Origin of the sequence: Streptomyces sp. ICBB 8177 (assembly GCF_003144095.1) — a bacterium.
Taxonomy (GTDB): domain Bacteria; phylum Actinomycetota; class Actinomycetes; order Streptomycetales; family Streptomycetaceae; genus Streptantibioticus_D.
The window spans coordinates 155,706-178,512 of the sequence record NZ_NSKH01000002.1 but is presented as its reverse complement, the minus strand read 5'-3'; the positions used below and the strand labels follow the sequence as shown (position 1 = coordinate 178,512).

The 22,807-nt window shown below is 74.0% G+C and carries 24 protein-coding genes and 1 pseudogene; 6 read left to right on the top strand and 19 right to left on the bottom strand.

Annotated elements, in window-relative coordinates; genetic code table 11:
• The first annotated feature begins 95 nt into the window (after positions 1 to 95).
• On the top strand, positions 96 to 797 hold the full coding sequence (locus CK485_RS01140) for an alpha/beta fold hydrolase (RefSeq protein ID WP_109445877.1): 702 nt from the start codon (positions 96 to 98) through the stop codon (positions 795 to 797).
• 42 nt (positions 798 to 839) lie between these two features.
• Here the strand turns inward: CK485_RS01140 and CK485_RS01135 are convergent, their stop codons facing one another.
• The 6 genes from CK485_RS01135 to CK485_RS01110 all read right to left on the bottom strand — a co-directional run bounded on the left by CK485_RS01135 (position 840) and on the right by CK485_RS01110 (position 6,973).
• Positions 840 to 1,880, bottom strand: coding sequence for an aspartate-semialdehyde dehydrogenase (locus CK485_RS01135; RefSeq protein ID WP_109445875.1), 1,041 nt, complete (start codon positions 1,878 to 1,880; stop codon positions 840 to 842).
• 5 nt (positions 1,881 to 1,885) lie between these two features.
• Positions 1,886 to 2,854 (bottom strand): dihydrodipicolinate synthase family protein, encoded by a 969-nt coding sequence (locus tag CK485_RS01130; RefSeq protein ID WP_109445873.1) that lies wholly within the window; start codon positions 2,852 to 2,854, stop codon positions 1,886 to 1,888.
• A gap of 79 nt (positions 2,855 to 2,933) precedes the next feature.
• The gene (locus tag CK485_RS01125) at positions 2,934 to 3,779 is read right to left on the bottom strand and encodes an NAD(P)H-binding protein (RefSeq protein WP_241968048.1); all 846 of its coding nucleotides are present in this window, start codon (positions 3,777 to 3,779) and stop codon (positions 2,934 to 2,936) included.
• Between the two features lie 148 nt (positions 3,780 to 3,927).
• The gene (locus CK485_RS01120) at positions 3,928 to 5,196 is read right to left on the bottom strand and encodes a GNAT family N-acetyltransferase (RefSeq protein ID WP_109445869.1); all 1,269 of its coding nucleotides are present in this window, start codon (positions 5,194 to 5,196) and stop codon (positions 3,928 to 3,930) included.
• A gap of 157 nt (positions 5,197 to 5,353) precedes the next feature.
• A complete protein-coding gene (locus CK485_RS01115; RefSeq protein WP_109445867.1) occupies positions 5,354 to 6,328 on the bottom strand; it encodes an asparaginase in 975 nt (324 codons plus the stop codon).
• Positions 6,329 to 6,379: 51 nt separating this feature from the next.
• Positions 6,380 to 6,973, bottom strand: a complete 594-nt coding sequence (locus CK485_RS01110) for an ABC transporter substrate-binding protein (protein ID WP_109445865.1) — start codon at positions 6,971 to 6,973, stop codon at positions 6,380 to 6,382.
• A 497-nt stretch (positions 6,974 to 7,470) separates the two neighbouring features.
• Between CK485_RS01110 and dtd the strand changes: the two genes are divergently transcribed.
• The gene (dtd, locus tag CK485_RS01105; RefSeq protein WP_109445863.1) at positions 7,471 to 7,896 is read left to right on the top strand and encodes a D-aminoacyl-tRNA deacylase; all 426 of its coding nucleotides are present in this window, start codon (positions 7,471 to 7,473) and stop codon (positions 7,894 to 7,896) included.
• A 48-nt stretch (positions 7,897 to 7,944) separates the two neighbouring features.
• Here dtd and CK485_RS01100 read toward each other — a convergent pair whose 3' ends face one another.
• The 6 genes from CK485_RS01100 to CK485_RS01070 form a co-directional block, all read right to left on the bottom strand.
• Positions 7,945 to 8,913, bottom strand: coding sequence for a glycine cleavage T C-terminal barrel domain-containing protein (locus CK485_RS01100; protein ID WP_109445861.1), 969 nt, complete (start codon positions 8,911 to 8,913; stop codon positions 7,945 to 7,947).
• Between the two features lie 9 nt (positions 8,914 to 8,922).
• Positions 8,923 to 9,360, bottom strand: coding sequence for a Fur family transcriptional regulator (locus CK485_RS01095; protein ID WP_109445860.1), 438 nt, complete (start codon positions 9,358 to 9,360; stop codon positions 8,923 to 8,925).
• A 132-nt stretch (positions 9,361 to 9,492) separates the two neighbouring features.
• Positions 9,493 to 10,056, bottom strand: coding sequence for an FABP family protein (locus tag CK485_RS01090; RefSeq protein WP_109445858.1), 564 nt, complete (start codon positions 10,054 to 10,056; stop codon positions 9,493 to 9,495).
• A 177-nt stretch (positions 10,057 to 10,233) separates the two neighbouring features.
• On the bottom strand, positions 10,234 to 11,238 hold the full coding sequence (locus CK485_RS01080) for a hypothetical protein (protein WP_109445855.1): 1,005 nt from the start codon (positions 11,236 to 11,238) through the stop codon (positions 10,234 to 10,236).
• Positions 11,235 to 11,903, bottom strand: a complete 669-nt coding sequence (locus tag CK485_RS01075) for a hypothetical protein (RefSeq protein WP_109445853.1) — start codon at positions 11,901 to 11,903, stop codon at positions 11,235 to 11,237. Before CK485_RS01075 ends, CK485_RS01080 begins: the two co-directional genes overlap by 4 nt.
• Positions 11,904 to 12,004: 101 nt before the next feature.
• Positions 12,005 to 12,796 carry a hypothetical protein gene (locus CK485_RS01070; protein ID WP_109445851.1) on the bottom strand — a complete coding sequence of 264 codons (792 nt, stop codon included), beginning with the start codon at positions 12,794 to 12,796 and terminating at the stop codon, positions 12,005 to 12,007.
• A gap of 286 nt (positions 12,797 to 13,082) precedes the next feature.
• Between CK485_RS01070 and CK485_RS01065 the strand changes: the two genes are divergently transcribed.
• Positions 13,083 to 13,445, top strand: a complete 363-nt coding sequence (locus CK485_RS01065) for a DsrE family protein (protein WP_199239195.1) — start codon at positions 13,083 to 13,085, stop codon at positions 13,443 to 13,445.
• A gap of 180 nt (positions 13,446 to 13,625) precedes the next feature.
• Here CK485_RS01065 and CK485_RS29280 read toward each other — a convergent pair.
• From CK485_RS29280 to CK485_RS01030, 7 genes and pseudogenes are all read right to left on the bottom strand, one after another.
• Positions 13,626 to 13,823: pseudogene (locus CK485_RS29280) on the bottom strand (DUF3099 domain-containing protein); the annotation flags it as partial.
• A 151-nt stretch (positions 13,824 to 13,974) separates the two neighbouring features.
• A complete protein-coding gene (locus CK485_RS01055; protein ID WP_109445847.1) occupies positions 13,975 to 14,265 on the bottom strand; it encodes a DUF1416 domain-containing protein in 291 nt (96 codons plus the stop codon).
• Between the two features lie 35 nt (positions 14,266 to 14,300).
• Entirely contained in the window at positions 14,301 to 15,137 is an 837-nt protein-coding gene (locus CK485_RS01050; protein ID WP_109445845.1) for a sulfurtransferase, read from the bottom strand.
• Between the two features lie 512 nt (positions 15,138 to 15,649).
• Positions 15,650 to 16,372: a DUF2993 domain-containing protein gene (locus tag CK485_RS01045; protein ID WP_109445843.1), complete on the bottom strand. Its 723-nt coding sequence runs from the start codon at positions 16,370 to 16,372 to the stop codon at positions 15,650 to 15,652.
• A 192-nt stretch (positions 16,373 to 16,564) separates the two neighbouring features.
• Positions 16,565 to 17,815 (bottom strand): hypothetical protein, encoded by a 1,251-nt coding sequence (locus CK485_RS01040; protein WP_109445841.1) that lies wholly within the window; start codon positions 17,813 to 17,815, stop codon positions 16,565 to 16,567.
• A gap of 10 nt (positions 17,816 to 17,825) precedes the next feature.
• Complete coding sequence (locus CK485_RS01035; protein ID WP_109445839.1) at positions 17,826 to 18,131, bottom strand: MoaD/ThiS family protein; 306 nt, start codon at positions 18,129 to 18,131, stop codon at positions 17,826 to 17,828.
• Positions 18,132 to 18,273: 142 nt separating this feature from the next.
• Positions 18,274 to 19,122 (bottom strand): alpha/beta fold hydrolase, encoded by an 849-nt coding sequence (locus CK485_RS01030; RefSeq protein WP_241968047.1) that lies wholly within the window; start codon positions 19,120 to 19,122, stop codon positions 18,274 to 18,276.
• Positions 19,123 to 19,490: 368 nt separating this feature from the next.
• Between CK485_RS01030 and CK485_RS01025 the strand changes: the two genes are divergently transcribed.
• From CK485_RS01025 to CK485_RS01015, 3 genes are all read left to right on the top strand, one after another.
• On the top strand, positions 19,491 to 20,309 hold the full coding sequence (locus tag CK485_RS01025) for a response regulator transcription factor (RefSeq protein ID WP_109445835.1): 819 nt from the start codon (positions 19,491 to 19,493) through the stop codon (positions 20,307 to 20,309).
• Positions 20,310 to 20,352: 43 nt separating this feature from the next.
• Positions 20,353 to 21,375, top strand: coding sequence for a LacI family DNA-binding transcriptional regulator (locus CK485_RS01020; RefSeq protein ID WP_109445833.1), 1,023 nt, complete (start codon positions 20,353 to 20,355; stop codon positions 21,373 to 21,375).
• A 178-nt stretch (positions 21,376 to 21,553) separates the two neighbouring features.
• Positions 21,554 to 22,807 carry a trypsin-like peptidase domain-containing protein gene (locus CK485_RS01015; RefSeq protein WP_109445831.1) on the top strand — a complete coding sequence of 418 codons (1,254 nt, stop codon included), beginning with the start codon at positions 21,554 to 21,556 and terminating at the stop codon, positions 22,805 to 22,807.

Below are 22,807 nucleotides of genomic sequence, written 5' to 3'. Positions count from 1 at the left end.
CACACGCGTCCCACGCCCGCCTTGCCCTGACCAATGCCTGCGCTTTGCCCGTCGCGGTGTGGTCGCGGCCGCGCAACCGCTGTAGCTTCGCGGCCATGGACCTGCGCATGATCGATGCCGGAGGAATCCGGTTGGCCTGCCGGGTGTCGGGTGACCCGGGCGGACCGCCGGTGGTGCTGCTGCACGCGCTCGGCGAGGACGGTTCCGACTGGACGGCGGTGGCGGAGGAACTGGGCCGCCGCCACCGGGTGTTCACGCCCGACCTGCGCGGCCACGGGCGCAGCGACCGCCCGGGGCAGTACGCGTTCGAGCTGATGCGGGACGACCTGGGCGCGCTGCTCGACGCCCTGCGTCTGGAACGGCCGACGCTGGTGGGGCACTCGATGGGCGGCGTCGTCGCGTACCTCTACGCGGCCAAGCACCCCGACCGGGTGGACCGCCTCGTGCTGGAGGACACCCCGCCGCCGTTCCCGCTCGACGCCGCGGCCCCTCAGCACCCGGGCGGCGAGCCGGACTTCGACTGGGACGCGGTGACCGCCACGTACGCCCAGCTGGCCCGGCCGCCGGCGGACTGGCTGACCGGGCTGGAGGCGATCACCGCGCCGACGCTCTTCGTGGCGGGCGGCTCGCACAGCCCACTGCCCCAGGACCAGATCGCCGAGATGGCCCGCAGGGTCGCCGACAGCCGCCTGGTCACGATCCCGTGCGGCCACCGGGTGCACGCGTGCCGCCCGCAGGACTTCACCGCCACCCTGAGCGGCTTCCTCCCGGGCGGAACGCCCCACCACTACCGCTGAGCGGCCTCAACCCCCTTCTAGGCAACGTCGGATGACGCAGCGTCAGGCAAGCTCCGCCGCCACCAGTTCCGCGATCTGCACCGCGTTCAGCGCCGCGCCCTTGCGCAGGTTGTCGCTGGAGCAGAACAGCGACAGGCCGTGCTCCACCGTCTCGTCGGCGCGCACCCGCCCCACGTACGTCGGGTCCTGCCCGGCCGCCTGCTGCGGGGTGGGGATCTCCGACAGCGCCACGCCGGGCGCGCCGCCCAGCAGTTCGCACGCGCGCGACGGCGTGAGCGGCCGGGCGAAGCGGGCGTTGATCTGGAGCGAGTGGCCGGTGAAGACCGGGACGCGCACGCAGGTGCCGGAGACGGCAAGGCCGGGGATCTCCAGGATCTTGCGGGTCTCGTTGCGCAGCTTCTGCTCCTCGTCGGTCTCGCCGGAGCCGTCGTCCACCAGCGAGCCCGCCAGCGGCAGCACGTTGAACGCGATGGGCCGGGCGTAGACCTTGGGCGCGGGGAAGTCCACCGCGTCGCCGTCGAAGGTGAGTTGGCGGGCCTGACCGCCGGCCGCCTCGGCCTGGTCGGCGAGTTCGGCGACGCCCGCGAGGCCGCTGCCGGAGACCGCCTGGTAGGTGGCGACGACCAGCGCGGTCAGCCCGGCCTCCTCGTGCAGCGGGCGCAGCACCGGCATGGCCGCCATGGTGGTGCAGTTGGGGTTGGCGATGATGCCCTTGGGCCGGTCGGCGACCGCGTGCGGGTTGACCTCGGAGACCACCAGCGGCACGTCGGGGTCGAGGCGCCAGGCGGAGGAGTTGTCGACCACGACCGCGCCGGCCTCGGCGACGCGCGGCGCGAGCGCCAGGGAGGCGGACTTGCCCGCGGAGAACAGCACGATGTCCAGCCCCCGGTAGTCCGCCGTCTCGGCGTCCTCCACCACGACCTCGCCGTCGCGCCAGGGCAGCGTGCGGCCCGCCGAGCGCGCCGAGGCGAACAGCCTCAGCTCGTCCACCGCGAGCCCCAGCCCCTCGGCCGCGCGCTGCTGGAGCACCCGCCGCATCACGCCGCCGACCTGCCCGGTGGCCCCTACGATTCCGACCTTCATCCGCTTCATCCTTCCGCTTCCCACTGTGCTCGCGCGATCTCGGTCTCGCGCCGTGCCGCCTCCACCGCCGCGCCGCTCGCGGGCAGCAGCGGCAGCCGTACCGCCGCCGTGGGGATACGTCCCTCAGCATGCAGGACGCCCTTGATCACGGACGGGTTCGGCTCGGCGAACAGCCGCCCGGCGACCCTGGACAGCCCCGCGCCGAGTGCCCGGGCTCGCCGCACGTCGCCGTCCCGCCACGCCTCGGCCAGCCGCACGTACCGCCCGGTCAGCAGGTGGGCGGAGGCCAGGATGCCGCCGTGCGCGCCGAGCGCCAGCAGCGCCGGGGCGAACACGTCGTCCCCGGCGAGGACCGCGAAGCCGGGCGGCGGGTCGGCCAGCAGCGCCACGGTGTCGGCGTCCAGGGCGCCGACCGCCTGCTTGACGCCCGCGACCCGGGGCAGGGCGGCGATTTCGCGCAGCGCGTCGGCGCCGAGGTGACGGCCGGTGCGGTACGGGACGTTGTAGACGACGAGCGGGACGCCCGCGGTGGCGGTGAGCGCGCGGAAGTGCGCGACCACGCCGTCCTGCGTGGGCCGGGTGAAGGACGGCACGGGCACCAGCGCGGCGGCGTGCGGCCACCGGTGGCCGAGCGACTCCAGCGCGGCGGCGGTGGCACGGGTGCCGTCGCCGCCGCTCACCCCGATCGTGAGCGCGGCCGAGCGCTCGTGGCAGATCCGGGCCACCGTCTCGGTGACCGCCCGGCGCTCGTCCGCGTCGAGCGCGGACGGCTCGCCCGTGGTGCCGAGGGCGACCAGACCCGCGGCGCCGGCGTCCAGCACCTCGTGCGCCAGCGCCTCCAGCGCGTCGAGGGCCACGCCGCCGTCGGCCGCGTACGGGGTGACGAGCGGGACGTGGATACCGCCCGTCACCCGCGGAACCGGCGTGCTCGCGTCCGTATCCGGCGCCGCCGGTCCCGCACTCGCGCTGTCCATGCCGCGAGCCTCGCGCAGGCAGACGCTTCAGGTCCAGTTAATTGATCTGCGGGACACGACTAAGCAACGCTAAGACGTACTACGCGAAGGCCGCCGCGTGATCCGCGACCCATTCCGCGTAGGTGCGCGCGGGGCGTCCTGTGACGCGTTCGGCGTCCCGGGAGACCGCGGAGGCCCGGTCCGGGGACTTCGCCGACCAGTCCACCAGTGCCTCGGCGATCGGCAGCGGCAGGCCCCGCGCGGTCATCGCCGCCAGCGCCTCCTCGCGGGTCAGTTCCTCGTAGCGCGGGGTGCGGCCGGTCGCCGCGCCGATGACGTCCAGCATCTGCTGGGCGGTCAGCGCCTCCGGTCCCGTGACCAGGTAGACCTGGCCGTCGTGGGTGCCGACGCGGTCCAGCAGGGCTTCCGTCGCGACCGCCGCGAGGTCGGCCTCGTGCACCGGCGCGGAGCGGGCGGCGGCGCCCGGACCGCGCACGACGCCGGTGGTGCGGATCGCCTCGGCCCACTCCAGGGTGTTGGTGGCGAACATGCCGCCGCGCACGAACGTCCACTCCAGCCCGGAGGCGCGGATGGCGCGTTCCACGACGGCGTGCATGCGGGAGATCGCGTTGTCCTCGTCGGCGGGGGTGTCGGTCACGCCGGCCGACGACAGCAGCACGACGCGCCGCACGCCCGCCTTGGCCGCCGCGTCCACCAGCCGGACAGCGGCCTCGGGGCCGGTTGCCGCGAGGTTGAGGAAGACCGCGTCGGCGCCTTCGAAGAGCGAGGGCGACGGTTCGCCCGCGCCGAACTCGGCCCGTACCACCTCGGCCGCCTCGGGAAGCCCGGCGTGCTCGGGCGACCGGGTGAGCGCGCGCACCGGGGCGTCACGCGCGAGGAGTTGGTCCACCAGACTGCGTCCGACGTTGCCGGTCGCGCCGGTCACGACGATCACGATGCTGCCCTCCGGGGTTGTCCTTGCGGGTGGTCGTCCTGCCACCCCACCACGGACGCGGGGCCCGGGCCAGACCCTGACCGCGACAACACGCCTCCGCCGCAAGCCTGTCGACGGCAGCCCGCCGCCCGGACACCGCTCAGAACATGTCCGGGCACCACGGCCTGCGCGAGGTGCGCGCCAGCAGGTCGGCGCGGGCGGCCGCGCCGGGCGTCAGCTCCTCGATCCGGCCCAGCGCCGCCAGCCGTACCGCCGACTCGTCGCCGAGGTACAGCGCGCCCAACTCCCGTACGTCCATGGCCAGATCGGCGTCCCGCGTGGTGGTGCGCACCTCGCTCGCGCCGGGCTCGGTGGACGCGGTCAGTTCGTAACGCCCGTTCGCCAGGCCCGCCTTGTCGTGGATCTGGAGCACCAGCGAGCCGGTGGTGGCGTAGGAACGGGCGCGCAGCGCGGCGGGGACGTCCAGCACCCGCAACCACATGTAGTCGCCGTGCGTGGTCACCCGGGCCGCGCGCGGGTCGCCCAGCAACAGCGGCAGCACGTCGTCCGGGGGCCGCAGCCCGGTGACGAGCTTGGCCGTCCAGTCGACCGACAGCGCGAAGTGCCACAGCGCGCGCTCCGCCTCGGGGGTGGCGGCCAGCGCGTGCCGGACGGTCAGCGGACACTGCGGCAGCTTGCCCTCCCACACGTCCTCGACCGCGTAGACGAGCAGGCCGTCGACCCGTCCCGAGGCGTCCCGGTAGAGCGCGTAGAACGGTTCCTTCCACTGGCGGTGCGGCGGCCGGATCCCGCCGGTCGCCACCTGCCACCAGTCCTCGCGTCTGCTGATCGCACCGGGGACCGCGCGGCGGAAGCGGTCGTGCAGCGCGGGGCCGGCCGCGCGGACCTCGGCGGCGTCGGCCAGGTCCACCCGGCCGCCGCCGGGCGGCTCGTAGCGGCCGAGCTGGGTGCGGGGGACGTCCACCGTCCACTCGGTGGTCCAGGTCGCGGGGCCGAAGCCGAAGCGTCCGTAGATCGGGTACTCCGCCGCGATCAGGATCGCCACCGCCTCGCCGCGCTCCCGCGCCCCGGGCAGTCCACGGGACATCATCGCGCCGAGCAGCCCGCGCCTGCGGTGCGTGGCGGTCACGGTGACCGAGCTGACCGCGCAGGCGGTGAGCAGGCCGCCGCCGGGGACGGTCAGCTCCCGCGGGAAGGTCCGGAAGGTCCCGACGCACCGGTCGCCGTCGTACGCGCCCAGGACCCGGCCGGGGATCATCTCCCGCATCGAGGGGGCCAGCGCGATGTCCTCGTCGGTGACGTCGGAGCGCAGAAACCCCGTTTGGCACGCGCGCGTCCACGCGGCGTACCCGTCCTTCTCCACCGCGCGCAGCTCCACGCCGCCGTCTCGTCCCCGGTCATGGCTCATGACCGCAGGCTAGGGGCGGGCGCGCCGGGAGCGCACCCGAGTTTCCGCCCGCCCCCGTGAAGCGCCCCCGTACGTCCCCCGCGAAGCGCCCGCGTAGCCCCCCGCGAGCGCTCCGCAGGCGTCGTGCGGCCCTCGCGTCAGAACGCCGCGCCCCGCGTCAGAACGCGGCGCGCACCTCGCCCACCCGCACGCCGCCGCCCAGCAGCGGCGCGTCGCCGATGCGGTCGACCACCTCGCCCTCGACGCCCATCATCCGCAGCGCCCGCGCCAGGACCGGGCCCAGCGCGCGGCCGCCGCCGTCGTCGATCTTGAAGGCCAGCGCCCGGCCATCCGGCAGCGCCACCGCCTGCACCGCCTCGGCGCCCATCTTCGACAGCGCCCCCGGTATCGCCCGCATCAGCCAGGTGTCGGGGCGCCGGGTGCCGGCGACGTACTCCGGGTGCGCCCGCATCGCGTCGGCCACGGCGCGCCGTGTGGTGCCCGGGTCTGCGAGTACGTAACCGCGGAAGGCGCGGGCCAGTCCGGTCAGGCTCAGCGCCATCAGCGGGGCGCCGCAGCCGTCCACGCCGACGGTGTCCACCGGCTCGCCCGAGACCTCGCGCACGACCTCCAGCACCAGCTGCTGCACGGGGTGGCCGGGGTCGAGGTAGCTGTCGAGCGGCCAGCCGTTGCGCACGCAGACCGCGAGCATCGCCGCGTGCTTGCCCGAGCAGTTCATCAGCACCCGCTCCCGCCCGCGTCCGCTGCGCAGCCAGGCCTCCGCCTCCTCGTGGTCGAGCGGCAGGTCGGGCGGGGTCAGTAGGGCGTCCTCGGTGAGCCCGGCGCCGCTGAGGATCTTCCGCACGCCGTCGAGGTGGAACGTTTCTCCTGAGTGGCTGGCGGCAGCGAGCGCCAGCAGTTCGCCGTCGAGGCCGAGGCCGGCCCGCAGCAGCGCGTCGGCCTGCATCGGCTTGTTGCTGGAGCGCGGGAAGACCGGGGCGACGACCTCGCCCAGCGCCAGCCGGACGCCGCCGTCCGCGTCCAGCAGCACCAGCGAACCCCGGTGCCGCCCCTCGGTGAAGCCGGAGCGCACGACCTCGGCGAGGACGGGCAGCGCGGCGGGCGCGGACGCGGGCGGCGTGAGGGAGGTCATCGTCGGCTCTCCGGGGGGTGAGGGAGGGGTGCGCGACCCCTCCCCGCGGGATCAGCCGCCGGAGAGCAGGTCGTCGATGTGAGCTTCCCCTTCACGGTACCTGCGGGTGATTTCCGCGCTGCACCCGTCCACCGTGGTCTGCAGCCGCCTGCGCAGCCGGGAGACCTCCTGCTCGTGGCCGACCAGTCGCGCCATCGCCGCGTGCAGTTCCTGGTCGGTGCGCGCGGCCAGGTCCGACAGCTCGACGTCGCCGAGCATCTCCTCGGCCAGCCGCCGGTACTCCTCGCTGTGCGGGGTGCCCAGCGTCACGTGGCGGGCGGAGGACCGCACCCGGGAGGGCCCGTCGGTGAGGATCTCCGGCAGCCGGTCCAGCAGCGGGCTGTCCGGTTCCGCCCGCACCGGGCCGTCCGGCTCGCCGCGGTGGCCCAGCTCGGCCCGCAGGATGTCGATCCGGCCCTGGAGCAGCCGCCGCAGGTAGGACAGGTCGGCCTCCTCCCGCTGCCCGTCGCGGCGCAGGGCGCGCAGCTGGGACAGGGTGAGCCGGTCGAAGGGCGGCGGGGCCTGCGGGCTGCCGCCGTCGGCGACGGCCGTGGTGTGCGGCGCACGGGGCCGCGGGGTGCGGGGGTTGGCGTCGGCCTGCAACATGCGGCCTTCCTCGGTCCTGGATGGGTCACGGGATGGGTCGGCGGTACGGGGTGGCGGTACGGGTGCCGCCCCGGGAGCGGGGTCGGGCGCCTGGCCCGCGTCCCGCGCCGCGGGGGCGACGGATATGGGCGGCGGCGCCGGTGCCGCGGACGGTTCCGGTGCCGCGGACGCCGTCGGCGTCGTGGCGGCGGGATCCGGGACCGCCGGGGCGGCCGGTGTCGCCGGGGTGGCGCCGGAGGCTCGTCCGGTGCCGGTCGTGGTCATCTGTGCGCGTCCCCTCCGTAGGGGCGACGCCGCACGGGCCCCCCTTGGCGTCGCCTCGCATCAGATCGTGCCACCGCCCGCCGCCGGGGCGCAGCGCCTCTGCACCCGAACGGCCCCGGCGCTCTTGCCTTCCCCGTCTGTCGCCCGGGCGTACGCGCCGGGGCGCGAGTCCACCGGATTCACCCCTGGGAGTGGTGTGTGTCGCCGCGTACCTCCCCTGGACAATGGGTCGTATGCGTGCCGTAGCCCAGCGAGTGACCGAGGCCGCCGTGACCGTGGACGGCGAGACCGTAGGAAAGATCACCGGACCGGGGCTGTGCGTCCTGGTCGGCGTCACCCATGACGACACCGCCGCCAAGGCCGCCCAGCTCGCCCGGAAGCTGTGGTCGCTGCGGATCCTGCCCGAGGAGCGGTCGTGCTCCGACATCGGGGCGCCGCTGCTGGTCATCAGCCAGTTCACGCTGTACGGGGACGCCCGCAAGGGCCGCCGCCCCACCTGGAACGCGGCCGCGCCCGGCCCGGTCGCGGAACCGCTGGTGGACGAGGTGGTCGCCCAGCTGCGGGCGCTGGGCGCGCACGTGGAGACCGGCAGGTTCGGCGCCTCGATGAAGGTGTCGCTGACCAACGACGGCCCGTTCACGCTGGTCGTCGAGGTCTGAGTCGCCGACGTCTGAGTCGTCGAGGTCTGACCGGCCCGCGCGGGACGCCTACGGCTCGACCACGGTCTCCTGGGTGCCGGGCACGGTGTCGGCCAGCAGCACCGCGTCCGTGGGCACGTTCCGCTTGACCAGGGCCAGCGCGATCGGGCCCAGCTCGTGGTGGCGGGCGGAGGAGGTCACGAAGCCGACCTGCCGCCCGTCCGGCCCGTCCGACGACAGCCGCACGGGAGCGCCGTGCCCCGGCAGCTTCACCTCGCTGCCGTCCAGGTGCAGGAAGACCAGGCGGCGCGGCGGACGCCCGAGGTTGTGCACCCGGGCCACGGTCTCCTGGCCCCGGTAGCAGCCCTTGGCGAGGTGGACCGCGCTGTCCAGCCAGCCGACCTCGTGCGGGATGGTGCGGTGGTCGGTCTCCTGGCCGAGCCGCGGACGGTGCGCCTCCACGCGCAGCGCCTCCAGGGCCAGCACGCCGATCGCCGGGCCGTGGTCCCGGGCGAAGGCCTCCAGCTCGCCGCGCGGTACGAACACGTCCCTGCCGTACGGCGTCTCGCGCACCGCCCAGCCCTCGGGGACCTCGGTTATCGACCCCGCGGGCAGGTGCACGACGGCGTAGGAGTCCGTCGCGTCGGCGGTCTCCACGCGGTAGAAGAACTTCATGCTCTCCAGGTACGCCAGCAGCTCGCCCTGGGTGCCGGGCTCGACGTGCGCCCAGGTGGTGGTGCCGTCGTCCACCAGGTAGAGGGCGTGCTCGATGTGGCCGTGGGCGGTCAGGATCAGCGCCTCGGTGGCCTGCCCCGGCGGCAGTTCGCTGACGTGCTGGGTGAGCAGCAGGTGCAGCCAGCTCAGCCGGTCGGGACCGGTGACGGTGACCACGCCGCGGTGCGACAGGTCGACCAGGCCGGTCCCTTCGGCGAGGGCGCGCTGCTCGCGGAAGAGGTCGCCGTAGTGCGCGGCGACGCCTTCGTCAGGCGCTTCGGCGGGGACGGCACCGGGCAGCGAGAGCAGCGGACTGATCGTCATGCGCCAAGCCTACGACCCCTCGTCCTCGCCTTCCGCCGGGCAGTTCGCGCACCGTCCGAAGATCGCGAAGTGCTTCATGTCGGTCTCGAAGCCGAACTGCCTGCGCAACTGGCCGGTGAACTCGGTGGCGACCGAGACGTCGGCCTCGATGACCGAGCCGCAGTCCCGGCAGACCAGGTGCATGTGGTGGTGGCGGTCGGCCAGGTGGTAGGTGGGGGCACCGTGGCCGAGGTGGGCGTGGCTGACCAGGCCCAGTTCCTCCAGCAGCTCCAGCGTGCGGTAGACGGTGGAGATGTTGACGCCGCTCGCGGTACGCCGGACCTCGCCGAGGATGTCGTCCGGGGTGGCGTGTTCCAGATGGTCGACAGCCTCCAGCACCAGCTGGCGCTGCGGAGTCAGCCGGTACCCGCGCTCGCGCAGGTCCTTCTTCCAGTCGGTGGTCACCACGCGACCAGTGTAAGGACCCGGCCGGGCACCCGGGAGGCACGCGAACGGTCCCGGGCGCCGCGGGGACGCCCGGGAAGCAGGGCCCCAGGCGGTCCCGGCGGTCACCCGTCCGTCAGATGAGGCACCCAGCCGTCACTTGAAGAAGGCGATGCCGTCGTCCGGCAGGTCCTTGAGGTCCTTGGCCCACTCGCTCGGGTCCACGACCTTCTTCAGCTGTGCCGACATGTACGGCCGCAGCTCCACCTCGGGCGTCGCCTTCTCACCGACCCACATCAGGTCACCCTTGACGTACCCGTACAGCCGCTTGCCGCCGGTGTAGGCCGGGGCGCAGGCCAGCCGGCCGACCGCGTCCGTCGCGAGGTCGATCTGCGGCTTGCCCTCGGCCAGCTCTCCGTACCAGGTCTCGATGACACCGGCGTCGCGGGCCATCACGACCTCGATCCCGCGGTCGGCGTCGATCCGCCAGTAACCGGACTCCGTCTCCAGCGGCCGGACCTTCTCGCCCTTCTCGTCCAGCACCCAGGTCCGGGAGACGTACTCCAGGAACGGGCGGCCGTCGTGGCGGAAGGAGACCTCCTGCCCGAAGTTGCACTTCTCGTCGCCGGGGAAGTCGAAGACACCGGCGCCCTGCCAGTCGCCCAGCAGGAAGACGAGCGGTACGAGGTCGGGGTGGAGGTCGGAGGGGATCTCGATCATGAGGTCAGCGCTGGCCCTGGTAGAGCTTCTTGACGGTCAGGCCCGCGAACGCGATCACGGCCACGGCGACCAGGACGAGAAGGGTTTCGAAGAAAGCTTCTAGCACGTCGGTGCTCCTACGCAGGCGGTGACAGTTGTGTTGTACGGACCGCTCCCGAGTCTAGTGGGCGCACCCGGTCACCCGAGCAGCTGGGCCTGCAACGTCACCGTCTGCCGGAACGGCACGTACGCGGTGCTCCCCTTGTGCGCGGAGATCACCAGCGCCACGGTGTCGCCGGAGACGATGTAGGCGTAGCGCAGGTGGGTGGGACCGCTGGGGTCGTCCTCGTTGTACGGGTTGATCAACGTCCCGGGCGGGACGCCGTCGGCGGCGCCCGGGACGGTGCCGTCCACGGTGGACTGCGGGGCGTCGGCGAGGGTGGCGTCGGTGATGACCTCGTTCTCGTACTCGGAGGCCAGGCCCGAGCTGCCGAACTGGAGCAGGTAGATCTGGGTGCGGGTGCCGTCCGGAAGCGTCCAGGCGGTCGCGGCGACACGCCGGCAGCCGTTCTCGGACAGCCTGTTGGTCTCGGTCGTCGCCGCGGAGCCGTAGAGCTTGCCGTAGGCGGACGCGCTCAGATACGCGTCGCGGCCCGGGAAGGACGGGTCGGGCTTGGCACCCTCGGGCGCGGGCAGCAGGAGCTGACGGACGTCGGTGAGGTGGTGCCCGCCCGGGTTGACCCGGCCCTGACCGACCGCGGTCAGGGCGGGGAAGGCCAGCCTGCCGTCGCCCGGCGTGGCGAGCCCGGGCAGATCGGTGCGCTGCGCCCGGGTCAGGGCGTACGCGGACCCGCCCCCGGCGACGGCGAAGACCAGCACGGCGGCGGTCCACCGCAGGACGGCCCGAAGGCGGCGACGCGGAGGCCTGGGGGCGGCCGGCCGCGGCGCCTCGGGGTGAGCGGCCTCCGCAGCCGCAGCCTCGGCGGCCGGAGGCGCGGACTCCGGGGGCGCGGACTCGGCGGCGGGGGCCGTGGACTTTGGGGACGCGGGCTCGGCGGGCGGGGCCGTGGCTTCCGCAGGCGCTGCCGCGGCGGCCGGGAGCGCGGCCGGCGTGATCGCCGGTTCGGCGGTCGGCTCGGTGGGCTCGGCGGCCGGCTCAGCGGTCGTGGCGGTGTCGGCGGTGGTGGCGTGGTTGTCGGTCACACGGACTCCCCTGAGCCTGGAACGCGGTCGAGCTGGCGCTTGGCGAAGCCGAGCACGGCCTGCTGGTCGACGGGCTCGATCGCGTCGGCGTAGTAGTTCACCAGCACGTCGCCCTCGGCGGCCATGCAGAGTGTGCGCTCGATCGTCTTGTGCTGGTCGAGGAAGAACGCGGCGCATTGCGCCTCGGGGTGCCCCGGCACCCGCTGGCTCTTCGCGGAACTCCCGGCCGCCGCCACCTCCTGGGCGAACGCCGCCACGATGGTCTTGGGCACGTTCCCGGCCGTCTCGTCCAGCTCGGTCCGTACCGTCGTGTCGTTCGCGGCGTCCTGGTACGTCCGCAGGGCGACGCCCTTCAGGTGCGCCTGGTCGATGAACTGGTCGGCGCGGGAGCGCTGGGCGGCCGGCAGGTTGCTGAACTCGTCCCGCAGCGCCGCTCCGGTCTGCGCCCCGGTCAGCTGATCGTCGTCGCCGAACTGCGCGTAGTCGGGCCCGGGCCGGTAGCCGGAGCCCCATGGGACCAGCAGCTTGTACAGCCGGGTCTGCGCGGTCCCGGACGCGGGAGCCTTCGCCGCGGGCGCAGCCCAGTGCGGCGCGGCGCCCGGCCGGTCCACCAGCCCGGTCCAGGCCACCCCGGCCCCCGCGACCAGCACGAACCCCAGCGTCACGCACAACGCGGTCCGCGTCCCCCGCCCGATCCCGGACGGCGCCGGCTCAAAGACGGCTTCCGCAGAAGCCTCGGCAGAGGCTTCGGCAAGAGTCTGGTCGCTCACAGCCGCTCCAACTGGCGCTTGGCGAGGTCCATCACCGTGGACTCGCTGATCGGGTGGTCGGCGTCGTAGATCACGTACATCACGATGTCCCCGTGCCGGGCGAGCGCCCGCACCTCGTACTCGGGCAGGTAACCGGCCCGCTCGGTGGGCTTGGGCTGGACGAAGACGTGCCCGTCGAGCGTGCCGGGGATCTCCTCGCCCAGCGTGCCGTCGCTCCCGGCCACCGCGGACTGCTCGGCGTCGTAGAAGGCCTGGGCGGGGTCGGACGAGCCGTCGGCGTTGAACTGGATGAGCCGGATGCTGACCCAGTCGTCCGCGTCGTCCCGCCAGGCCCGGTCGGCCAGCCTGCGGAAGTCCTCGCCGAGCAGTTGGGCGAACTCGTCGGAGGGGTCCTGGTAGGTCGAGGCCCAGTCGGAGACCGTGCTCCAGTTGTCCACCGCGCCGTCGTCCTCGACCGTGACGTCCTTCGCCCCCGCGGGCACCGGCAGCAGCAGTTGGCGCAGGTCGCCGTCGGTCCTGGTGAGGTCGTCGTCGGACGCCGTCGCGTACGGGCCCTTCGCGGTGTGGTCGGGGCGGAAGAGGCCCGCCTGCCCCAGCTTGGGCAGCGGTGTCTCCGGCCGGCCGGACTGGATCACGTAGCCCGTGACCGATCCCGCGATCACGCCGAAGGCGGCGGCGCAGGCGATCAGCAGCGCGGTGCGGCCGCCGCGCCGGAAGACGCCCCGGCGCGGCGGACTCGCCGACCCGAGCGCCGGCGTCGGCTCAGGCGACGGCCCGGCCGTCGGCATCGGCGTCGGCTCGGTCGGCGCCGGCTCAGGCGTCAGCCCAGACGGTGGCGCCGGCTCAGGCGGCGGTGCCGTGTCCGCGGTCGACGAAGGCGACGATTCGGACATGGCCATGACATCAGATGGGTCCGCCGGAGCGGAGTCCGTTTCCACGAGAAAGCCCCCCACAGGCATGCGCGCCCCACCCGTCGATCCCGGGCGGGCGCGAGAAGTTGAAGGCATTATGCACGGACGATCACAAGGCCTTCACACCGCGTTCCCCTTCGGGCGACGGCGTAGAGTGCGGCGCGTGAGCAAGCAGCTGGTGATCAAGGTGACGGCGGGGGCGGATGCTCCCGAGAGGTGCTCCCAGGCGTTCACGGTGGCGGCGGTGGCCGTGGCCAGCGGGGTGCGGGTCTCGCTCTGGCTGACGGGCGAGTCCTCGTGGTTCGCGCTGCCGGGGAGGGCGGCGGAGTTCGAGCTGCCGCACGCGGCTCCGCTGCCCGACCTCCTCGACTCCCTGCTGACCGGGGGCAGCGTCACCTTGTGCACGCAGTGCGCGGCCCGGCGCGAGATCACCCAGGACGACGTGCTGGACGGCGTGCGGATCGCCGGGGCCCAGGTCTTCGTGCAGGAGGTCATGGGGCAGGACGTGCAGGCGCTCGTGTACTGACGCGCCCCGCGCCCCGCCGGCCCGCTACTTCCCCGCGCCGCCTCCGCCGCCCGGGCCGGAGCCGGAGTCCGGGCCCTTGTCGTCGGGGTGGCGGCGGCCCGTCCTGGCCCGTTCCATCGCGGCGCGCTCGTCGCGCAGCCAGGTGTCGTCCTTGGGCTCGTCCTTGAGCCAGTTGTCGTCCGGCTCGTCCCACCACACGTCGTCCGGCCCGCGCCGGTTGGCCACGATCGCGGCGACCGGCGGGATGACCATCGCCACCACGCACATCCCCACGGCGACCGGGACCGACCACAGCCGCACCACGCCCCACGCCAGGACGAACAGCGCGATGCAGATGCCCATCATGGCGAAGTACCAGTGCCTACGCCGCGCGTACATACCTCCACGGTACGCCCGCGGGCGGCGTGAGGCGCAGCACGAAGGGCCGCATCCCGCGAGGCGTCCAACCCTGGGATGCGGCCCTTCAGGCCCTTCAGGCCTTGAGGTCCGTCAGGCCGTCAGACCATCACGTCTTCCGGCCGCGCGGCACTCAGACCGCGATCGCGACGTCCGCCGCGGCGCCGCGCTGGGCGACGACCGTGCGGTCCACCGATCCGCCGGGCACCAGCGCGCGCAGCGTCCAGGTGCCGGGGGCGGCGAAGAACCGGAACTGACCCGTGGCCGAGGTCGGCACCTCGGCGGTGAACTCACCGCCGCCGTCCAGCAGCCGGACGTAGCCGGAGACCGGCTCGCCGTCGCGGGTCAGCGAACCCTGGATGATCGTCTCGCCCGCCACGTCCACACCGGCGAGGTCCGGGCCGCCGGCCTTGGCTCCACACATACGCTGATTCCTTAAGGCTTCGAGGGGTTGCGAGGTCAGTTGGCGCCGAGTTCGATCGGCACGCCCACCAGCGAGCCGTACTCGGTCCACGAGCCGTCGTAGTTCTTGACGTTGGGCTGGCCGAGCAGCTCGTGCAGCACGAACCAGGTGTGCGCCGAGCGCTCACCGATACGGCAGTACGCGACGGTGTCCTTGGACAGGTCCACGCCCGCGCTCTCGTAGAGGTCCTTCAGCTCGCTGTCGGACTTGAAGGTGCCGTCGTCGTTGGCCGACTTCGACCACGGGATGTTGCGCGCGGTCGGGATGTGGCCGGGGCGCTGCGACTGCTCCTGCGGCAGGTGCGCCGGGGCGAGCAGCTTGCCGCTGAACTCGTCGGGCGAGCGCACGTCGACCAGGTTGAGGGTGCCGATCGCGTTGACGGCGTCGTCGCGGAAGGCACGGATCGAGGTGTCCTGCTCCTGCGCGCGGTACTCGGTGCGCGGCCGGGTGGGCACCTCGGCGACCAGGTCGCGGGAGTCCAGCTCCCACTTCTTGCGGCCGCCGTCGAGCAGGCGCACGTCGCGGTGGCCGTAGAGCTTGAAGTACCAGTAGGCGTACGCCGCGAACCAGTTGTTGTTGCCGCCGTAGAGCACGACCGTGTCGTCGTTGGCGATGCCCCGCTCCGACAGCAGCTTCTCGAAGCCGCTCTTGTCCACGAAGTCGCGGCGCACCGGGTCCTGGAGGTCCTTCTTCCAGTCGATGCGGATCGCGTTGCGGATGTGGTTCTTCTCGTAGGCCGAGGTGTCCTCGTCGACCTCGACGACGACCACCTTGGGGTCGTCCAGGTGCGACTGGACCCAGTCGGCGTCCACGAGGACGTCACTGCGGCTCATGCTGTTCTCCTCCGGGGCAGTTGCGGCGGGTGCGGGTGGATCGGGGGTGCGCCGGACGCGTCGCGCGCAGGCGTGACGCGGGGCGCGGGGTGGAAGGAGCCGACGCGAGGGGTCCGGGCGGCAGGGCCCGGGAGCGGTCCGGACGCGATCCGGCCCTCACCGCGGGGAGAGCGGGCTAAGGGCACTGCGTCCGGGGCGTCGCCCCTTCACGCCGTACGACAGAGCATGGCGGCGACACGGCACAGGTCGACTGCCCGCCGCTTCGTGAGATCCGCCTGTCGCTTCATGGCCTCGATCGTAGGGAAGCACGGGCCCGAGTGTCACCGGCGTTTCAGAATACGAGACACGTATGACCGGATGGCGGAACGAAGCCGCCTCCGGGCCCGCCCCCGAAGGCCTCCGGGCGGGCGTCCGCGGCGTGACCGACCGTCACCCGGTCAGGGGCATCTCACCTGATGGACGCGGAACCGTCCAGCGGCCACGCCGACGGCCCCGGGCCGCCTGTGGCCGTCTCAGCCGGTCGTGAGGCTGACGTGCTGCCCGGTCAGGGAGACGACCACGCCGTCCTGGGTGGCCCGCACCCCGCTGAGCGTGATGCCCGCGGGCAGTCCTGACAAGGTGCGGGCGAAGTCGATGCGGTCGCGGACCAGCTGGTCGAGGCCGGGGATCGTGCCCGCGCCGGGGATCGACCTGGCGTGCAGCTGGACGGTGTTGCCGCCGGTCACCTGGATCGAGCTGACGACGCTGCGCCTGACGGTCTGGCCGAGGCCGGGGAGGGTGACGCTGCCGCTCACCTTGACCTGGCCGTCGCCGCCGTAGGAGACGGTCACGCCGTCCGGGGCGCCCTGCTGGAGGTCCGCGTACGAGATCAGGGCGGTGCCTGTCGCGGTGTCGGCGACCGCGCTGGAGAAGGAGCTGTCGATCCGCACGTCGTGCAGGTCGACGGTGAGCTTGTCGACGCGCAGCCGTCCGTCGCCGCTCGCGGAGGTGCCCTGCTCGGCCTGGAAGTCGTTGGCGGTCGCGGTGACCTCGTTCAAGTCGCGCCCGGCCACCTGGGTCAGGAAGGGGAAGCCCTTGATCGACACGTCCGGCTTGCTGCTGAGGCCGCGGGCGCTCTGGATGCGGTCGGCGATCTTGGACTGCGCGTACGACACGGCGATCCGGTCCGCCGCCACGAACAGGCCGCCGAGCACCACGACGACCACCACGAGTATCCGGATCCCACGCCCGCGCATCGTTCTCCCCACCCCGTCAGCCATCCGGCCACGCACTCCGGTCCGAGTCCGTACGCCTGTCCACCCGGCCCGAGCCTATCCGTTCGAGTTCGACTCGGGTCCGAACGGCCGGGCGGGCCGGACTGTCCCCTGGATCACGCGTGGCGGCGCCGGGTGGTTCCCGCCGCGGACCCGGCGCCGGGCGCGCGACCGCTAGGCCAGGACGTGCCCGACCGCGTAGACCACCGGCGCGGCGAGCGCCAGCGGCAGCGCGACGCCCGCCGTGAAGTGCACGAACCGCGACGGCCAGTCGTAGCTGGCGACGCGCAGTCCGACCAGCGCGCACACGGCGGCGGCCAATGCGGTGAGGGCGGCGGAGGCGGGCATGTGCAGCAGGTGACCGGCGAACGCTCCCGCGCCGCCGCCCACGAGCAGCGCGGCCACCACGCTCACCGGACCGGGCAACCGCACCGCGCGCACCGGCGTCGCTGCGCCCACCGCGACCGCGCCCACGATCACCGCGTGGGCGCCGCCCTTCGTGCCGTCCAGCGCGACCCAGCCCGCGGCGAGCACCGTCAGCAGGGTCGAGGCCGCCGTCGCCGTGAGGCCGGCGAGGCGTTCGTCGGCGCTGCCGCGGTGCCGCATCTGCTGCACGAGGATGAGCAGCACCCACACCCCGAGCGTGCCCAGGATCGCCGCCGGGGCCCGGTCCGCCGGGGCCAGCAGCAGCGCCACGTCGGCGGTGACCCCGGCCAGGAAGGCCAGCATGATGCCCTGCCGGGCGGGCCACATGCCGTTGAGCCGGAACCACCCGGCGGCGGTGACCGCCTGGAGCAGCACCGCCGCGACCGCCAGGGCGGGCCGCGCCAGCCCCGCCGCCCCGGCCGTCAGCGCCGCGAGGGCGGCCGTCAGCAGCGCGGGCTGGATGCCGGGCGGGATGATCGGCGACCCGGTGCGCCGCGAGGGCGCCTGCGGGGCCACCGCCTGCGGCTCGGGCGCGGGCACGGACACGGGCTCCGCCTCCGGAACGGGCCCGGGGAGCGGTTGCGCGCCGGCCGGCCGGGGAGCGGTGCCGTACGAGGGGTCGTGGACGCCGTGGCCGCCCGCGCGGTCGTGATGGGCGGGCGCCTGTCCGTAGCCGGACGCCGGGGCCGCGCCGTACGCCTGGTGGGCGTCGTATCCGACCGCGTCGTACCCGGCCTGCGGCTGCCACTGGAGGTCTGCCTGCTGCGGCGGCTGCTGCCACTGGCCGCCTGCCTGCTGCTGCCACTGGGCGCCTGCCTGCTGCTGCGGCTGCTGCTGCCACTGGGCGCCGGGCTCCGGCTGCTGCTGCCACGAGTCGTCCGCGTACGGCGGCTGCTGCTGTCGCGGGTCGTACTGCCCGTCGTAGCGCGCGTCGTACTGCGGCTGGTGCCGGTCGGGGCCCGGGTCGGGCCACTCGGGCGTCGTCTCAGGTGTCGTCATCGTCCCGCGCTCACCCTCCCGCGAACGGCGGGAGCACCTCGACGGTGCCGCCGTCCGCCAGTTGGACGCCCTCGTGGTCGCGGGTGCCGACCGAGAGCCCGTCGACCAGGAACGAGGAGCGCTCCAGCACCCGGCCGAACTCCGGCTCCCCGGCATGCCGCCGCCTGGCCTCGGCCAGCGCGCCGGCCAGCGTCGCGGCCCGGTACGGCTCCTCGGCCGTGCCCGCCGCCGCCTTCGCCGCCGCCCAGTAGCGGATGGTTCCGTGCGGGACCGGGTCGCCGGGGGCGGGCTGCTCCGCCGTGTCGGTGGCGGCCATGGCGGCTCCTTCGCTGGGTTCTCGCTCGACGCTCGGCCACGGCCGCTCGGTCCCCGTCGGACCCGGCGCCGTGGCCTTCTGCGCCGTCCATGATGACGGGTCGGCGGCCGGGCACCCCAATCCGCCGGTCACGCGAGGGGCGTTACGCCCGTTTCGCCGCTTCGGCGTGTTCCGTCACCCAGGTGCCGACGCGCCGCAGCAGCGCGGGGTCCGCCGCGTTCTCCGCGTGGCCGAATCCGCGCTCGATCCACAGTTCGGCCCCGTCACCCGCCGCCCTGGCGATCGACAGCGGGTGGTCGAGCGGGAAGTACGCGTCCCGGTCGCCGTGGACGATCAGCAGCGGGGTCGGGGCGATCAACGGGGCCGCCTCCACGGGCGACGGCGGCACCGGGTTCCAGTCCTCGGAGTGGATGCGGGTCTTCAGCCCGTACCGGGAGACGGCGCGCCCGACCGGCCGGGTGACCATCCAGTGCAGCCGCCGCATCGGCGCCGTGCCCCGGTAGTACCAGCGCGCGGGGCTGCTGACCGCGACCACCGCGTCCGGCCGCGTTCCGGCGTCCGCACCGGGCAGCCCGGCCGCCCGTCCCGCCTGCCGCAGCACGACCGACCCGCCCATCGAGAAGCCCACGGTCGCCACCCTGCGGTAGCCCAGCGAGCGCGCCCAGCGGACCGCCGCGTCCAGGTCGTACACCTCGCGGTCGCCGACGGTGGACCGCCCGCCGGAGCGCCCGTGGCCCCGGAAGGAGAAGGTGACCACGCCCGCGTACCGGGTGAACTCGCGCGCCGCCCGGCGCACGGCGGGCCGCTCCAGCGCCCCCGTGAACCCGTGCGCCACGACGATCGCCAGGTCCCCGGGATCGCCGGCGGGGTCGGCGGCGCCATGGGCAGCGTCGCCGGAGAGGCCGCCGGCGGCGGCGTCGGGCCGCCCGGCGGAGGCGCTTCCGGCGTACGGCTGGTGCTCGGCTTCGATCCGCACGCCGTCGTCCGTCAACAACGACGCCCGCGACGATCTCCTTCGAGTGGCTTTCTGACCTGCGCGTACGCTCGTACCAGTGGTTCCCGGGCCGACCTCCGGCGTGATCGGCGAAACAGCCGGTCGCGCGATGTCGCCCTCACTCACGGAGTCCATGTCGGCTATTCTCCTGAGGGAAGAGGATCCGGGCAGCGCCGCCCCCGGGTCCTTTCGTGCTTTCCGGCCCCGGACGGCACGACGTCCTCGCAGGGACCGAGGAGGGTTTCGCACGTGAGCAAACCGAACAGGTCGTACGGACCGGGCGCCCCCGCGCCGCGGTCGCACTCCGCGCACGGTTCGCCCGTCTCCGGCCGGCGGCCGTCCGCCCTCGTCGAGGGGAGCGGCCGGTGAGTTCCCTGCTGCTGCTCACCAACGCGCTCCAGCCGTCCGCCGAGGTGCTGCCCGCGCTCGGCCTGCTGCTGCACAACGTGCGCGTGGCGCCCGCCGAGGCCGCCGCGCTGGTCGACACCCCGGGCGCCGACGTCATCCTGGTCGACGGGCGGCGCGACCTGCCGCAGGTGCGCAGCCTGTGCCAGCTGCTGCGCTCCACCGGGCCCGGCTGCCCGCTGGTGCTGGTGGTCACCGAGGGCGGGCTGGCCGCGGTCACCGCCGAGTGGGGCATCGACGACGTGCTGCTGGACACCGCCGGCCCGGCCGAGGTCGAGGCGCGGCTGCGGCTGGCCACCGGCCGCCGGCAGATCGGCGGCGACGACAGCCCGCTGGAGATCCGCAACGGCGACCTGTCGGTGGACGAGGCGACCTACAGCGCCAAGCTCAAGGGCCGGGTGCTCGACCTGACCTTCAAGGAGTTCGAGCTGCTGAAGTACCTCGCCCAGCACCCGGGCCGGGTCTTCACCCGCGCCCAGCTGCTCCAGGAGGTCTGGGGGTACGACTACTTCGGCGGCACCCGCACCGTGGACGTCCACGTACGGCGGCTGCGCGCCAAGCTCGGGCCCGAGCACGAGTCCCTGATCGGCACCGTGCGCAACGTCGGCTACCGCTTCGTCAGCCCCGAGCGCACCGGATCGGACACGGCGGACAGCGGGCGGGAGGCGGCGGGCGCGGCGGACGGCGGGGCGGACGGGCCCGCGAAGGCCGAGGGCGCCGACGGCACCCCCCGCGCCCAGGCCGCCGCCGGGGTCCGCGGCCGCGGCGACGAGGCGTGATACGGCAGGTAACGGCGGCGGTTCACCCGCGTAGACTGCCCGCGTGCCCAAGGTGACGCGTGACGACGTGGCCAGGCTGGCGGGGACCTCGACCGCGGTCGTCAGCTACGTCATCAACAACGGACCCCGGCCGGTCGCACCGGCCACCCGCGAGCGGGTGCTCGCGGCCATCAAGCAGCTCGGCTACCGCCCGGACCGCGTGGCCCAGGCGATGGCGAGCCGCCGCACCGACCTGATAGGCCTGATCGTCCCCGACGCGCGGCAGCCGTTCTTCGGCGAGATGGCGCACGCCGTGGAACGGGCCGCCGCCGAGCGCGGCAAGATGGTCCTGGTCGGCAACTCCGACTACCTGACCGACCGCGAGATGCACTACCTGCGGGCCTTCCTGGGCATGCGGGTCGCCGGGCTGATCCTGATCAGCCAGGGCCTGAGCGCGTCCGCGGCGGCCGAGATCGACGCCTGGGACGCCCGCGTGGTGCTGCTGCACGAGCGTCCCGAGGCGATCGACGACGTCGCGGTGATGACCGACGACGTCGGCGGCGCCCAGCTCGCCACCCGCCACCTGCTGGAGCACGGCCACGCGTACGTGGCCTGCCTCGGCGGCACCGAGGAGACCCCGACCGTCGGCGACCCGGTCACCGACCACGTCGAGGGCTGGCGGCGCGCGATGCAGGAGTCCCGGCGCTCCACCGAGGGCCGCCTGTTCCAGGCCGCGTACAACCGCTACGACGCGTACGAGGTGGGCCTGCGCATCCTGGCCGGTCCCGACCGCCCCACCGCGATCTTCTGCTCCACCGACGACCAGGCGATCGGCGTGCTGCGGGCGGCCCGCGAGCTGCGCATCGACGTGCCCGGCGAGCTGGCGGTCGCGGGCTTCGACGACGTGAAGGAGGCGGCCCTGACCGATCCGCCGCTGACCACGGTCGCCTCGGACCGGCCCGCGATGGCCCGCGCGGCGGTGGACCTGGTGCTGGACGACGGGCTGCGGGTGCACGGGACGCGGCGCGAGCGGCTCAAGCAGTTCCCGTCCCGGCTGGTGGTCCGCCGCTCCTGCGGCTGCGCGTGACGCGGGATCACCGGCGGCCGATGTCCTGTAAGTCCCCTTTGCCGTTAAGGGAGTTGGAGCCGCGTAAACGGCGGACGCCCGGCACCCCGTCGGCCTTTATTTCGGGCATACCCACTTCTGTCGGGCTTCTCAGTCGGTGCTCAGACGGCTCTCATCATCGGCGCGCACAGTCGTAGGCATGACGGAGAGCACCCACCCCAGCAGCGGCTCGCAGCAGCCTCACGGCGAAGGCTGGCAGCGGTCCGAGACCCCCTACGGTGCGGCCGGAGCGTCTTTCCCTCCGCCGCCCTCCCACCGCCCGGGCGAGCAGGGCGAGCCGGTCACCACGCCGAACGGCATGACCGTCTGGCCCGGGGGCCCGCAGGGTCCGCGCGGCCCGTTCGACGGCCCGCAGGGTCCGTACGGCGGCGGCCCCCACGGTGACGGCGCCCCGTACGGCGACGCTCCCCAGGGCCCGCAGCACGGCGCCCCGCGCAGGCGCGGCAAGGTCGTCGCGCTGGTCGCCGCGGTCGCGCTGGCCTCCGGCCTGATCGGCGGCGGCGCCGCGGCCCTGATAGGGCACGCCACGCAGACCACGGCCGCCTCGGCGCCGGTGGTCGGCACGGCGACCGCGTCCAAGCCGCTCGGCAGCGTCAGCGCGGTGGCCTCGGCGGTCTCCCCGAGCGTCGTGGAGATCACGGCGACGTCCGGCGACGGCGAGTCCATCGGCTCCGGCGTGGTCCTGAACTCCAGCGGTGACATCCTCACCAACAACCACGTCATAGCCGACTCCGACACGATCAAGGTGGCGTTCACCAACGGGAAGACGGCCACCGCGAAGGTCGTCACCACCTCCCCGGACAAGGACCTGGCCGTCATCCGGGTCAGCGGCGTCAGCGGCCTGAAGGTCGCCGCGCTCGGCGAGTCCAACGACGTGGCCGTCGGCGACCAGGTGGTCGCGATCGGCTCTCCCGAGGGTCTGGCCGGCACGGTCACCAGCGGCGTCGTCTCGGCGCTCGACCGCGACGTGACGGTCCCCGTCGAAGGCGGGTCGAACGACCAGGGCGGCACCTCGGGCGGCCAGGGCGGCCAGGGCGGCGGGTACGGCGGAAGCGGCGGCGGGTACGGCGGCTTCGGCGGCGGGAGCGGCGGCAGCGACCAGTGGCCGTTCGAGTTCGGCGGCGGCCAGTACAACGGCCAGGTCGGCGGCGACACCACCACGTACAAGGCGATCCAGACCGACGCCTCGCTCAACCCGGGCAACTCCGGCGGCGCCCTGATCAACATGTCCGGTCAGATCATCGGCATCAACTCCGCGATGTACGCGCCGAGTTCGAGCAGCGGCAGCAGCAGCTCGTCCAGCGACGCGGGCAGCGTGGGCCTCGGCTTCGCCATCCCGATCGACACGGTGAAGTCGTTCCTGAGCAGCAACCACATCAGCTACAGCAGCTGA